Annotated in this window: 13 protein-coding genes; all 13 read right to left on the reverse strand. The window is 38.1% G+C overall.

The window, feature by feature from the left end:
- Nucleotides 1-16 precede the first annotated feature (16 nt).
- Entirely contained in the window at nt 17-1306 is a 1290-nt protein-coding gene (locus J4051_RS01195; protein ID WP_208231780.1) for a phenylacetate--CoA ligase family protein, read from the reverse strand.
- On the reverse strand, nt 1303-2982 hold the full coding sequence (locus J4051_RS01200) for a C45 family autoproteolytic acyltransferase/hydolase (RefSeq protein WP_208231781.1): 1680 nt from the start codon (nt 2980-2982) through the stop codon (nt 1303-1305). Before J4051_RS01200 ends, J4051_RS01195 begins: the two co-directional genes overlap by 4 nt.
- A complete protein-coding gene (locus J4051_RS01205; RefSeq protein WP_208231782.1) occupies nt 2975-3859 on the reverse strand; it encodes a cupin-like domain-containing protein in 885 nt (294 codons plus the stop codon). The genes J4051_RS01200 and J4051_RS01205 overlap by 8 nt, the downstream gene beginning before the upstream one ends.
- Before the next feature lie 213 nt (nt 3860-4072).
- Nucleotides 4073-6511, reverse strand: a complete 2439-nt coding sequence (locus J4051_RS01210; RefSeq protein ID WP_208231783.1) for an MMPL family transporter — start codon at nt 6509-6511, stop codon at nt 4073-4075.
- Nucleotides 6504-7703 (reverse strand): DUF2062 domain-containing protein, encoded by a 1200-nt coding sequence (locus J4051_RS01215; RefSeq protein WP_208231784.1) that lies wholly within the window; start codon nt 7701-7703, stop codon nt 6504-6506. Before J4051_RS01215 ends, J4051_RS01210 begins: the two co-directional genes overlap by 8 nt.
- Before the next feature lie 15 nt (nt 7704-7718).
- Nucleotides 7719-8090, reverse strand: a complete 372-nt coding sequence (locus tag J4051_RS01220; protein WP_208231785.1) for a 3-hydroxyacyl-ACP dehydratase — start codon at nt 8088-8090, stop codon at nt 7719-7721.
- 27 nt (nt 8091-8117) lie between these two features.
- Nucleotides 8118-8753, reverse strand: coding sequence for an outer membrane lipoprotein carrier protein LolA (locus J4051_RS01225; RefSeq protein WP_208231786.1), 636 nt, complete (start codon nt 8751-8753; stop codon nt 8118-8120).
- Nucleotides 8743-9510, reverse strand: a complete 768-nt coding sequence (locus tag J4051_RS01230) for a polysaccharide deacetylase family protein (protein WP_208231787.1) — start codon at nt 9508-9510, stop codon at nt 8743-8745. Before J4051_RS01230 ends, J4051_RS01225 begins: the two co-directional genes overlap by 11 nt.
- Nucleotides 9507-10526, reverse strand: coding sequence for a beta-ketoacyl synthase chain length factor (locus J4051_RS01235; protein ID WP_208231788.1), 1020 nt, complete (start codon nt 10524-10526; stop codon nt 9507-9509). The genes J4051_RS01230 and J4051_RS01235 overlap by 4 nt, the downstream gene beginning before the upstream one ends.
- Nucleotides 10523-11719, reverse strand: a complete 1197-nt coding sequence (locus J4051_RS01240) for a beta-ketoacyl-[acyl-carrier-protein] synthase family protein (protein ID WP_208231962.1) — start codon at nt 11717-11719, stop codon at nt 10523-10525. Before J4051_RS01240 ends, J4051_RS01235 begins: the two co-directional genes overlap by 4 nt.
- 2 nt (nt 11720-11721) lie before the next feature.
- A complete protein-coding gene (locus J4051_RS01245) occupies nt 11722-11979 on the reverse strand; it encodes a phosphopantetheine-binding protein (RefSeq protein WP_208231789.1) in 258 nt (85 codons plus the stop codon).
- The gene (locus J4051_RS01250; RefSeq protein WP_208231790.1) at nt 11967-12593 is read right to left on the reverse strand and encodes a 3-oxoacyl-ACP synthase; all 627 of its coding nucleotides are present in this window, start codon (nt 12591-12593) and stop codon (nt 11967-11969) included. The genes J4051_RS01245 and J4051_RS01250 overlap by 13 nt, the downstream gene beginning before the upstream one ends.
- Nucleotides 12594-12598: 5 nt before the next feature.
- On the reverse strand, nt 12599-13660 hold the full coding sequence (locus tag J4051_RS01255; RefSeq protein WP_208231791.1) for a methyltransferase: 1062 nt from the start codon (nt 13658-13660) through the stop codon (nt 12599-12601).
- Nucleotides 13661-13665: the final 5 nt, after the last annotated feature.

Here is a 13665-nt window from a genome sequence, read left to right on the forward strand (position 1 = left end):
CTATAAAAATAGACCATTATTTCCGTTTATCAATGACGAGAATGGGTTTTCGACTTAATTTAGGAAAACGCAAGGTGTCGATCACGTTTTTATCCGTCCATTCTATCATGGGAGTGACCCGTAATTTGGCTCTAAAATGATCTTTTATTTGACCTAATAACTGATCCGTTGGGTTCGCTGAGGCAATTCTGATCAAAATTTCATCTGTTCCAATCGCATTATGGCTGATTTCAATAACGAAACATTCCAAAGTGTTGAAGTTATTGAGAATGTTTTCCATGGCTGGTGGATATAAAGTGGTGCCCTTATATTTGATCATTTGTTTCTTTCTTCCCGCAATTGGCCCCAGTCGCAACGTCGTTCTTCCGCAGGAACAGGGCTGGGTGTGGGCCTTCATCATATCACCCGTTTTAAAACGCAATAACGGCATGGCTTCAATTCCTAAGGTGGTGATGGTGAGTTCACCGATTTCGCCTTCTTTTACCGGTTGATTATGATCGTCTAAAAGCTCGGCAATGATGAGCTCAGGATGGAGATGGCCACCTTGCTGTGCTTTGCACTCGGTAAAGGCCGTGCTCATTTCAGTGGAGGCATAAGTCGAATACAAATCGATTTGCCAACGTTCTGTGATTTTTTCGCCTAAAGTATTTAGGGAGAAATCGTCGTTTCTGAAAGACTCTCCAATGCAAATGGCGCCTTTAATGCCTGAAGCATTTAAATCGATGTCATGCTGTTGGGCATATTCGATCAGTTTCAACAAAAACGATGGCACAACGATGAGGTAGGTGGGTTTGAACTTTATAATGGAATCCCATTGCAATTCTGGAACCCCAGCACCGACTCTAATAATGCTGGCTCCTAATTTTCTGACCCCTAAAAAATAGGCCAAGCCTGCCATAAAGCGACGGTCTATGGTGGTCATTAATTGTAATACATCACTTGAAGTGACACCTGCACAAGCAAAAGAAATGGCTTCGTTATAAGCCAAACGCTCCAAATCGGCGTCAGTAAGGGCGAAGGTCACGGGATCTCCCAAAGTTCCGGAAGTGGTTACATAATCAATGATTTTGGATTTTGGCACGCAGATGAAATCATCATTAAATTGTTGGAGGTCATCTTTAGTGGTCACGGAAATTTTTGTCAGATCCTCAAGCGTTTTAATTTCTGAAACTGTAATCTGGTGCTCATCAAAATGCCGTTTATAAAAAGGAGAATGCTCTGAAAGATAGTTCAGGGCGATTTTGAGTTTAGCTTCCTGAAACGATTTTATTTCTGCTGCAGATTTGGTTTCTATGTCAGGAATCATCTTGATTTTCTTTTGGATTTTCTAAGGTATTTAGCAACTTTTTCTGCGTCAGGCCGGGTTGTTATTTCCTTGCTGGAAGCTATTTCAAAGTTTTTGAATGCTTTATTATAGTCTTTATGATTGTAAAAATAAAGTCCTGCAAGATAATAGGCTTTCCAATAATTCGGGTTCAATTCTGACAAATTCTCAACAATCCCATCGTCGAGTTTTTCTTTCGCGTTCAAGGCATGTTCTACTTTAGCTTCTAAAGTTCGATAGACTTCGTAATTTTTATAAGCTTCTGTATATAAAAAAGGATCTTCTGGAATGTTCAAATCTTGATATGAAATGGTTACTGCCGAGGGATTTTCTGATCTGTCATTGAAAACCGTATTTAAATCATAAGCCACAAATTCACCCAATTGATACGGATTGGCGGACACCCAAACTTTTAATTCTTCAGGCTTGAAAATAATGCCATGATGTGCCAAGAGTTGATTTAAAGCCTTTTCATTACCATAGCCAATTGCCTTGTCGTCTAATCCTTCTGTGTTTCTTAATATTGAAACCGCTTTCTCCGGATTGATTTTATCTTTTTCTGAAATCAATTGTGCCATCCGATCATATCGGTATTGCGAATGGCTATTTTGAATGGTCTTTTTATTTCGACGGTCTTTTTTATAGGTATCACTTTGGAAATGGTTGGCACAAATTAATTCATCTGAATTTTCGATATCATAAACACCAAAATCCTTAGGCGATACTTCTATCAAAACTGCTTTATGGTCGATTGCGCTACCCACCATAATGGCCTCTGATACAAAAACTTCGCGCTTTTTGGCGATGGCAATGGCTTCTTCAATGTTGGAGGCATATTGTAAAATCTCTCGCGTTACGATGGAGATTGGTGTTTTAGCAATCCATGGGATTTTGGATTTTCCTGCGTTAATGGTCACGGTCAACCCTTTTTCATTCATTCCAGAAACGACTCCTATAAACCCGCTCCAAGAAATGGACATGAACTTGTAACCTTCGTCTGGGTTAATGAAGGAGACCACTTTGTTTTCTGCGAAAGCATCGCCAGCATAAAAGTCGAAGTTTCTGCCGATTAAAAGTCCGCCGTCCTCCGTTTTTTCATCCCAAGCGGCAAAGGAGGTGCAGCCAACCAAGGCGAGATCTTTCAGGGCATGAGCAATATCATGGGCGCCATGAAGATATAAAGCCCTTAAATAGGGGGGAGCAATGGCATCATAATCTTCCGACATATATTGCGAAATCCCATAAAGTTCAGATTGATATTCCTCGGGGACATGTTTGTACATCTTTCGGTTGTACCAAGACAGGAATTTTCTGAGGAATTTTTGTTGCCCTTCTGATGGCACCAAACTTTTTATTTTATTCAAAAAAACAGCCTCTTGTTCATACATCAATTCTTGAGATAAACGTCCGGAAATTAAGCCACGTACCAATGGATCGCCTTCCACATAGAGTTCCCAAAGGCCTTGTTTGTTTTTAGTCAGAAAATTATTCCCAACAAAATATGTGGAATCATTTATTATTGTGCGCTCTGGAATTTCAGCATTATAGCTGCTGAGATCCGGTAAGGTATGAAGCGATTTTTTAATCCCACAGGAACTGAGAGTTAAAATTAATAAACTACTAAAAATTAAGGTCGCTATGTGATGCCTGTTATGCATCCGGATGATTCTTTTTATAATTTCTGTTCATGCGTTTCACCATTCGGTTTTCTTTATAATCTACCCAACCTTGACCGATGGTCCGTCGCATTAAATTTTCAAAAGTCCGCATAAAAACAATATTAGAAAACAGTTTGGCCAAGCGCCCCACTTTTCTTGGAAAGGCACGTAGAGTGATGGAAAAGCCGCCATCCAAGTAGGTGATATAATGCCAATAGCCACTTGGCATATACAGGGCATCGCCATGTTTCATCTCAACAGAAATGCCTACTGCCAATTGTAAAGCTGGATATTTTTCAAAATCGGGCTGGTCCATATCAATCGTTTCCAAATTGTGGACTGTAAATGGAACCTTATAGAGATGCTTCGCTTGATCTGGAGCAAAAAGTGTCACTTTTTTATGGCCATGGAAATGAAAATGCACTAAATCTGCCAAATCCATATCATAGTGCGCCAGAACTTTGGAGCCTTTACCCCCAAAAAACATGACGGGTAATTTTTTGAAAAATTGCAATCCGATGTCAGGATAACTGAAGTCGTTGAGTAACTGTGGCATTTTTTGAAGTACGTTATAAAAAAACATCCGCAAATCTGTAGGTTGTGTTTTTAAGATTTCGATATAATCGTACAACTTCATTTTTTTTGCTGGAACGACGGAGTTTTGACGGCCTTTGGTGGGCTCATTATTGTATAAAGGCACAATTTGATCTCCTGCCAAACTTTGGATATAATCTAAATTCCATTTTTCATAAGCGGGCCAATCCTTCGTAAGATCCTCGATTAATACCGGCTTTTGTGGCTTGAAATAGTTGTTGATAAAGTCTTCCTTGCTGATGGATTTTACTCTGTTAATTGGTGATGTTTTGATGGTTCCCATAATGAAGGCTTTTGGTTGACAAATTACTTAAAGTTTTTCGGATTATTTCCCGCTGTTTTTTTCCCGCGGATTTCGCGGATTTCCGTAGAATCCTGTCATTCACTTTGATGATAATATGCGAAATATTCCGCAGAGTTTTTTGTTTCCCGCTGATTTTGTTTCCCGCAGATGACGCTGATTTCCGCAGATGGTTTTCTCAAACTTATGTCTGCGTTAATCTGCGGGAGATCTTTTTTCAGTTGAGTTTTTAGAAATTAATAAATTATACAATATCGGCTGCAATACAAACGAAATAAACATGGCTGTAAGAATTCCAATAATAGAAATGGTCGCTAAAGAATGTAGTGCTGGATGCTTGGCGAAAATCAATACCCCAACGCCCAAGATGGTGGTTAAAACAGACAAAATAATGGAGGTTTTATGTGTAGCCATGGATGATTTTCCTGACCGCATTCCGTTGGTCATAAAAATACTATAATCGACTCCCAATCCAAAAATAAAGCTGGAAATGATGATGTTGAAAATATTAAATTCCAGATGAAACAGTCCCATGATACCAATAGTAATAAACCAGGTTATGATAATAGGAAGGATCGTCACCAAAGTCAATCTGAAGTTTTGGTAAAATAGGAGCAACAATAGCACCACGACAATAACACAATAGACCAACAATTTGTTAAAATCGTTTTTAAGATGTCCCAACAATGTTTCATTTATCGCTTGACGATCAATAACAAGTGTGTTTTCCGAATTTTTAAAGGTGTTTTTAATCACATCAATATGCTCGTCTTTAACATTGACAACAGAGGTGATGGTCATGAAATTTTCGTCTTCGGCAATAAAATCGGAAATCGGGATCACATTGATTTTTCTGTAATCCTCAATCGATAAAGGTTGAAATTCGTGATTTAAAAGCGCGTAGAATTCTTGAAATGTGGTGGGTTTAAACCCGAATTTACTTCCGTTTTCAATTAATTCAGATTGGGTTTGCGATTTTAGTTCTGCAGTCCAAAACTGATCCCAAATACGGATAGATTCTTTTTGTTTTCTATCCGAACCGACCAAAGCGCCAACCGAATTGTAATTGATGATCTTGTTTTCTGTTTCCAAATCTTGAAGTTGATTGAAAATAGCATCGTTGGTTTCCAATACGTCTTGGTCGTTAGTTCCAAAGACGATAACGTATAATGACTTGGATGAAATATTGATCAGGGTGTCCAGTTTCGCTTCCGCAGATTTGATCGCTTCAGGTTGAAAATTTAAATTGGAAATATCCTGGTTAAAAGTCACGCGTTGGTAGCTAAATCCACTTAAAATAAGAAGAGCGGCAATGCTGGCAATTAGGATTTTATTTCTATGAAAATCGTACGATGCTATTTTATCAACTATAGAGCGTTTCTTATTCTTAATAAAACTTCCTTTATAAACCTGAGGAATAAACACCAAAGCAAAAACAGACGCACCCATAACACAGATGGCCGCAAAAACGCCTAAATCTTGAAGTGCAGGTGAATCGACAAACAATAAACATAAAAATGCCAATGCGGTTGTCAGGCCACTCATTAAAATCGGTTTTGAAACACCATAAAAAAGTTCTTTTGCCGTTTCGTTATTTCTGATGTGGGTCAGGATGTGCAACGAGTAATCCAATGTAACGCCTAAAAGTACGGCACCAATTCCCAGCGAAATTGCAGAGATTTCAGATCGGATCACTGATAAAACAGAGATGGCTAAAAGTCCGCCAAAAAGAGTCGGTACAAAGAGAATAATAGGGATGGTCAATTTTTTATAGAACACAATGAAAAGCGTCATCAGTAAAACCATGGCAATGGTTACGGTAATCTGAATGTCGTTTTTGATTTGTTGGGCATTGGCCACCGCAATCAGCGTTCCACCAAAATAGGAACTTTGTGCTTTGTCTTTAAAAACGCTATTCAGATCGTCTTGGAACTTATAGAGTTGTTCGGAAAACTTCGCATTGTCCGTGGTGTTATTACTTGGATATGTAGGCGTTATAAATAGGAGTAAATGTCGCCCATCTTTGCTGACCAAAAAACCATCATTTATGGTGAAATCATCTGAAACACCCAACTGCTGTAAATGTTTTAGAGCCATTAATGAGATGCCCAGCGGATCCTTTATGATGGTTTGTTTGGAAACAATCCCAGAAGGTGAAATCAGGGTTTTATAATTGCTCTCTGTGATTTTCGCAATGGAATCGGGCTGTAATTTATTTGAAATGCTGCTATAATCCTTAGTATTTAAAAATAATGGGACATTGTTATAAACGAAATCCATGGTTTCAAAAATGGTTTCATCTTCAATTTTTCCTTGAATGTCTTTTATAAATGAACTTGAGTGTGTAGAAAGAGAATCTAAAAGTTGAGAGGCATATTCGGTCAAGTCATCTGTCGTTCCGTTTTTTTCTTTTTCAATATTGACGATGATTTTATCGGTAAATTGTGCGGTCTTTAAGACTTTTTGTAATTGTTTGTTTTCTGAATTGCTCGGGATTAATTTGGAGATGTCTTCATCAAACTTAATGGTGGAAGCAGTCCAAATAAGAGTCCCGAAAATTATAATCAAAGCAATCCTAAAAACCGTTTTGTGCCTTTGGATCTTGTTATATAAAGCGTAGAAAAACTTAGCCATGTGTCAACACTTTTTTACTGTCAATAATTAAAAAAAACACATAACCCAAGAGCCCAAATATCAAAGCAGAAGTTGTGGAGAGCACCAAACTGCCAACAAGATAGGACTCCAAATGTAGCATCAAATCAAAATTTTCTCGAATGCCTTCCAAAGTGTAATGGGATTCGATGCCCAATACCCAATTTCCGGTTTGCAAGCTCAATAAAAGCACAAAAGGAATAAATGGAGGAAAACTGATATTAGAAAAAGCGAAGGCAATAAGCTTGTTGAGTCTCAATAAAATAGCCAAGAAAATGACAATTACGGTATGAAATCCCCAAAGTGGCGACAAGCCCAGAAAAACACCTAATGCGATGGACAAGGCTTTCTTTTTAGGAGAATCCTGATTTCTTAGAAAGTCTTCAAAAAAAAATCGTTTTAGACCTTTTTTTTTTAGTTTTCTGAAAAAATTGCGCGGTGTGATATAAAACAATCTAACAAGAAGAAACCAAATATAAAGAACGACCATACGTGCAATATCCATAAACGGTCGGAAGTGTGAGACCCGCTCCTCTAAGTCATAAAGTATTTCGATGGGTACGTGTACAATATCAATACCCGCCCAATAGGATTTGACGATGACTTCAATCTCAAATTCAAATTTTTTGGTGGCCTTCATGAATCTGATGGAGGTCATTTCCTTGATAGGATACAGACGAAAACCAGATTGTGAATCCTGAAGTTTCAGTCCCGTGGCGGCTTTCATCCAATAGGTGGACACCCGGTTGCCTTTGGCACTTCTTGCCAAGACATCGGCAGTGTTCATGTTGCGATCCCCAATAATCAACATATTTTTGTTTTCGGACGCCACAAGTGCTTCAATAAAATTAGGAATATCCGATGGAAAATGCTGACCATCAGTGTCTAAGGTTATGGCATAAACAAAACCCAAATTAACGGCATGTTTAAAACCGGTTTTCAAAGCATTGCCTTTTCCAACGTTTTGAGGCTGATGGAGTTGGATTATTTGTGGGTAATTTAATAAAATTTCTCGTGTGCTATCATTTGATCCATCATTGACGACAATGACGTCCTTGGTGTATTGTAAAACACCGTTTAAAACCCGTTCCAAAGTCTTCTCGTTGTTGTAAGTGGGCAAGACCACACAACAGCGTAAAGATTTTATTTGAGATTGGATTTCAGGGAGCGTCATAAATTTGAGACGTAATTAGCGTTTGTCAAAGGTAATATAACATTTCAATACTGGCGTTCCGTCTTGAAAAGAAGTGGTGTTTTTTACCTTAACATGCTGAAAATCTTCCTCTAAACTGATGTTGAATTTTAGGATCGAGTTTTCATTTGGATCCACCAACGATAAGAATTTGACATTGGATGCCGATTTCAAAAACAAGGATTGTTCGAGCTGATTTTCAGTAAGTTCTTTAATTATCTGCAACATGGCAACTCCTGGAGTTACTGGGAAATTGGGGAAATGACCGTTGAAAATAGGGTGTTCTTTTTGGAGGTCAATAATGGTCTCAAATGAATTCTGCTCCAGAGATTTAGAGGATTGAATTTCGTAGAAATTTTTTAGTAGCATAATTTGTCCTGTAAATCTTTCTCAAACTCAGTTCTTAAAGGCACTATTTGAAACCGTCGTATTTAATTTTCTGTTCTGAAAGGTAATCAATGTATAATCATCATTGGGTTCAATTAGTTTGACCTCATCAACTTCTGTAGTTGTACCCGAAAACTTAAGCTCAAACGACGCCATGAATTTTTTTAACCGTTTATCTTTCGGAACAAATTTCACCAAATAACCCTGATCAACTTTAAAATATTCCAAATCAAACTGTGATTCGTCAAACATATCACCTTTAATACTGTTAACAATCAACGAGTTTAGACTTCTGAACATTTTATTGGCGCCCAAATCGATGTTTTGTCGTTTTCCTTCGTTATTGACAAGCAGTTGGTCGTCTTTAAAAATCGCGGTATTTTGATAGGGTTTAAGATATTCCCATTTGACAAAATCGGGGGCTTTAAACACCAGTTTTCCTTCCGAAGTAATCTCATTATCTAAAACGGAGATATGTTTGGTTTGCACAAAATCACTGACTATGGTTTGTGTGTTTTGAGCGGTTTTTTGAACTTTCGCTTTGAATTTGGTTTGTTCTGATGCCGAAAGTTTTGTTTGTGAAATCCCGTTGAAAACAGATAGAACGGTAAACGCTAAAATGAGGAAGTGATTTTTAATTGTCATGGAGAAGTTCTTTTATGGTCACGGCTTGATACTCGTGTTCTTGGAGGAATTGCAATAAATGTTCCAAAACGAACAAAACATTTGATTGTTTGTCGTGAAGGAGAATTATCGCTCCGGGATGCACGCGTTTTGTAATGCGTTTGAGAATCTTCTGCGGATTACTGATAACCGTATCAAAAGAACGAATGTTCCAACCGATGACTTCATGTTCAGTCACTTTTAATGCCCTTGCCAATTTGGGAGTGGTCACCCCAAAAGGAGGTCTAAAGAGCGTCGTTTTTTTACCAGTGATCTTATGGATGCTATTGTCGGTTTGTTTGATTTCTTGCAACCATCTTTCTGTGGAATTAAAATCGATCATCAAGTCGTGGGAAAAAGAATGGTTACCGACGTCGTGACCATCAATGGCGATTGCTTTTAAAATTTCTGGATAGGTTTCAATATGTTGACCGAGGCAGAAAAAAGTTGCTTTCGCATTGTAATCTTTCAGAATCTGTAGCACTTGTAAGGTGAACTCTGGGTTTGGTCCGTCGTCGAAGGTAAGTGCGATTTTTTTCTCGGTAAGGACTTTATTAGAAGTGATTGGGTTTAGATAGAATTTCCAGCTCATGGAAAATGATCCTATCGCCATCATCAAAAACCATGATAAAAACAGTAATCCATACCACCATAATGCAATGCCAACAACAGTATCGACGATTGCCAAAATCAAAAACAAGATGATAGTAATGACAATTAGGATTCTGAAATTTCTCATCGTTTCAAAAGGATAAAACTGTGATCTCGACCTTTAAATTGATTGTAAAGCAGAATGATATGGTTATCAGATTTGATTTCTCCTTTAAAGATCATTGCTTCTGGAATCTCTTGACGGTACAGAATTTCATAGGCAGCCCACAACCCAAACGGGGAGGCTGTGTAAAATTCGCCACTGAGATGTTTGTAATGAAGTTGAGTAATATTTTCGAAAAGTTCGGCAGTTAAGTCGTAATAGCTGTCAAAAACATCGCCGTTTCTACCACTTATGAAAACATCAATCTCGGAAAGATCAACATCATTTTTTGTTAGAAACTGTTTTAAACTGTCCTGAATTGATTCGGTTGATATGGAGCTATAAACCTCCATATCAATCAGTTCTACACTATGTTCTGTTTTCTCCGAAGACACTACAAAAAACGACGCCCCTTCACTATACGGCACCTGAATTCCTAAACCGTCAGCATCTTCCATCATGCGCCGATAACTGATGATTTCCTTGCCCAACTCCTCGTAACCGCCAACAAGAACGTTTTCTGCTTCTTCTTGTTGCAGGAGTAATTGCGCATCCATTAATGCCCATTCAAATGATAATGCTGCTTGACTATACGTGTTATTGTAGGCTTTACACTTCAAGCCCAAAGCTATTTGTGCGCCCACGGTATTATGAGTGGATTGAATAAAAGCAGTAGGTGTTAGAAATTGTTCGTCGTTGGAAATTATGGCGTTCAGAAACTTCTCAGTATCATCGATACAACCCATTCCTGTTCCTGTAATAATAGCGTCAGGTTGGGTTATTTCAGCATCTTTTAAAGCTTTACTTGCTGCAGAAACCCCCATTTTCACACCTTCAGCCATACGTCTTAAGTTGGCTGGAGTGATATAATCTTTATAATTTGGATAACGGGCAGCAACGGTTTTTCCTGATAGTCCTTTTATCTCATTCAAAAACCCATCTGAATCAAAAGTGTCCTGGGCTGAAATAGTTACGGCGCTATGGATGTAGACTTTTTTCATGCTTTTGAGAAAATAAGCGTGGAGCAATTGCCACCAAACCCAAAAGAATTGGATAAGACATGCTGGATCTCTTTTTTAACTCCTGAAGTTATGGGTTTGAGTCCCGTTTCTGGCATTGGTGTCTTAAAATTGAGATTAGGAAAAATGTACTGTTCTTGTAGGGCCAAGATAGAAAATACCGCCTCTACAACCCCGGCAGCGGCTAAAGTATGACCTGTAAGGGATTTTGTAGAGCTGAAATCTGGAATTTGTTTATCAAATATACGTTCGAGCGCCCTACTTTCTGAAAGGTCGTTGTTAGTTGTTGCGGTGCCGTGAGCAATGATATAATCGATTTGATTGGGGTTCAATTTTGCTGTTTTTAATGCTTTTTGCATTGCTAAAAACGCGCCCTCTCCATTTTCAGAAGATGCTGTTTGATGAAAGGCATCATTGGCATTTCCATAACCAGAAAGGTAAGCGAGTACTTCTTTTTTTTCTTTTTGAACCACTGCGTCAGATTCCAAAACCAAATAAGCTGCAGCTTCACCTAAATTCAATCCGTTACGATGGGCATCAAATGGTGCACAAAGACTGTCTGATTGGATCATCAAGGTTTTGAATCCGTTGATGGTAAATTTTGAGAGCGCATCTGTGCCCCCAACAACAACGCGATCTAATTTTCCTGCTTTGATCAAACGTGTTCCAAGCATTATGGCGTTGGCTGCTGAAGAACACGCGGTGCTAATTGTAGTGACCAATCCGTGAATTCTGAGAGCATCAGCTATTTTTCGGGTAGAATCACCGGCATGATGAGTCGCTATATATTTTTGAGCTGTGATATCCTTGTCAAATTGCTTGATATATTTTTCGGTCATATCCATCCCTCCCACAGTTGTGGATGATATAAATCCGGTTCTATAAGTTGAGCAATCGGGAATGTTTGCATTTTCAAGTGCCGCTGTTGCAGCTAAAAGCCCTAACAATCCAGTCCTGGTGTAATTATGGACTTCAGGAAGTTGTAGTTGCCTTGTTAATTCTGCGTTGGAAAGGGAAACTTCGCCTACTTTTATCGCTTGAGAATGATTGGTTTGGATATGTCGTAGATCTCCAATACCAGTTTTTGATGCCAATAAAGACGTCTTGTTTTCTTCAACAGAATGACCTATTGCAGAAATTATACCCATTCCGGTAATTGCAACGCCCATATTTATTATTATTTGGCTCTGTTATCCGTAATATAATCTGCCAGAACAGCAATGGATTTAAAAATTTCTTTCCCTTCTTTTGGGTCCGTCAATTGGATGCCGTAATCCTTATCCATCATCACAATAAGTTCTAATGCATCAATGGAATCCAATCCTAATCCATCACCAAAAAGTGCATCATCATCTGCAATATCGGCAACGGTGAACTCTTCCAAATTCAATTGCTCTATAATCTTCTCTTTTAATTCCTGTCTTAAGTCTGCCATGTTTTAAATAATCTCTTAATTTCATTTGGATTATGTGCAATAATACCATTTTCTTCTACCAAATATAAGAAAGCTTCGTAGTTTTTATCATCAAAATCAACCCAACCGCACAAGACTTTCTCTGCTTTTTGTTGCCTTAAAAGACTTTGGGCATTAATCCATAAATGATCAGCATTAAAGCTGTCAAAGATAAAAAAACAATTCTCAGAATGTAGTTGATGTTTGATGCTTATTTCGCCAATACAAATATTGGGTAGGGTATATACAAATACTGAGGGACTCGGAAAGAAGTTGTCAGGATCACTTATAGATGTCTGGTAAGTTCTATCGGTATCGAGACTGGACGCTTTGTTGGACAAAACGATAGCGATATTATGCTCTGTATTTGAATCCAATTCTGCGTTTTTTAATAGGATATCAGCCGCCAAAAATGCCAGTTTGCTCAAATTGTCCATTTTGTAGAACTTCGAATAATTGGTGTTCAGATGCTGTGCTGCACTTTTAATAAATGGTTGAAATTCCTGAATGGGACTCGAAAATAGAAGCTTTCCATCAAGCGAAATGCTGCTGTTTTTAATCTGGCAATAGGATGATATGTGGTATGTTTTATCCAAAAACCTTAATCTTTTTTACAAACAAACATCGTGTGATATTCTCCAAGTTTTAAATCTTCCGTAATAGTCAAGCCTGCTTTTTGTATCAAACTTTTAAATACCGTAGACGGATACATTTTGCTATTGCCATTCGCCATCACCGTAAAATATAACGACGTGGCTTCCAAAATAAATTTTGACATGGGGAATTCTTGACGATCTGTAAATGTTTCAATGATGATCAATTCTGTGCTATCATTCATGGAAGTTACACAGGTGGATAAAATCTTAAGGATTTCATCTTCTGAAAAACAATCCAAAAACTGACTCATCCAAATGACATCGGCACCAGTTGGTATTTCTGGATTGGGTTTTAGCCAATTAATCTCATGTCCGCTGATGCGATTTTCAAATCCGGCATCTTGAATGTTTTTTAAGGCTTTATTTAATTGTCCGGGCAAATCGATGATTTTCACCTGAATATTGTCGTTATAATTAAAACACTGTAATGCGAACTTTCCGGTATTTCCACCAATGTCAAACAAAAGTTTCGGTTTATTTTTGAAAACGCGTTCTAAAGCTTCTTTAAAAATGCCGTCTGAATAATAATGGTCAAATTCAAACCACGATTGTTGCTCTTGTGGTGTTAATTGCGAAAGTCCTTCATAAATAGTATCCCATTCCCCTAACTCTTTTAATCCTGATGGTTTACCGGTTTTAATAGCTTTATCTAAATGAAATAGCCCTTTATAGCATATATCATGTGTAAAGTTGAGGTTGACATTGACCGCTTTGTCGTAATTTAGAAAATAGCCGATTTTGGTAAGTTCGTAGGTGCCATTTTCAGATTTATAAACAATATCCGCACTTTCAGAAAACTCGAGAAGTACCCCAAGTCCGTAGCGACTGATGGACAGTTTTTTGGAAAGATCATCAATGGTAATGCCGCCTTCGTCACGACTATCAAAGATCAGGTCAAATACCCCCAGTTTTTTTAAGGTAACTGACGATTGAAATATAAAAGGTGCGAAAGCTATTTTTTGTGCTTCCAATAAGGCATCTGCAGCTCTGATTGTTTTTTTGGTCATAAATT

This window comes from Gelidibacter pelagius (genome assembly GCF_017581925.1).
GTDB lineage: Bacteria > Bacteroidota > Bacteroidia > Flavobacteriales > Flavobacteriaceae > Gelidibacter > Gelidibacter pelagius.

Bases quoted from the DNA above. Each gene is read 5' to 3' on its own strand.
- J4051_RS01195 (WP_208231780.1), bottom strand. From the start codon at position 1,306: ATGATTCCTGACATAGAAACCAAATCTGCAGCAGAAATAAAATCGTTT.
- J4051_RS01200 (WP_208231781.1), bottom strand. From the start codon at position 2,982: ATGCATAACAGGCATCACATAGCGACCTTAATTTTTAGTAGTTTATTA.
- J4051_RS01205 (WP_208231782.1), bottom strand. From the start codon at position 3,859: ATGGGAACCATCAAAACATCACCAATTAACAGAGTAAAATCCATCAGC.
- J4051_RS01210 (WP_208231783.1), bottom strand. From the start codon at position 6,511: ATGGCTAAGTTTTTCTACGCTTTATATAACAAGATCCAAAGGCACAAA.
- J4051_RS01215 (WP_208231784.1), bottom strand. From the start codon at position 7,703: ATGACGCTCCCTGAAATCCAATCTCAAATAAAATCTTTACGCTGTTGT.
- J4051_RS01220 (WP_208231785.1), bottom strand. From the start codon at position 8,090: ATGCTACTAAAAAATTTCTACGAAATTCAATCCTCTAAATCTCTGGAG.
- J4051_RS01225 (WP_208231786.1), bottom strand. From the start codon at position 8,753: ATGACAATTAAAAATCACTTCCTCATTTTAGCGTTTACCGTTCTATCT.
- J4051_RS01230 (WP_208231787.1), bottom strand. From the start codon at position 9,510: ATGAGAAATTTCAGAATCCTAATTGTCATTACTATCATCTTGTTTTTG.
- J4051_RS01235 (WP_208231788.1), bottom strand. From the start codon at position 10,526: ATGAAAAAAGTCTACATCCATAGCGCCGTAACTATTTCAGCCCAGGAC.
- J4051_RS01245 (WP_208231789.1), bottom strand. From the start codon at position 11,979: ATGGCAGACTTAAGACAGGAATTAAAAGAGAAGATTATAGAGCAATTG.
- J4051_RS01255 (WP_208231791.1), bottom strand. From the start codon at position 13,660: ATGACCAAAAAAACAATCAGAGCTGCAGATGCCTTATTGGAAGCACAA.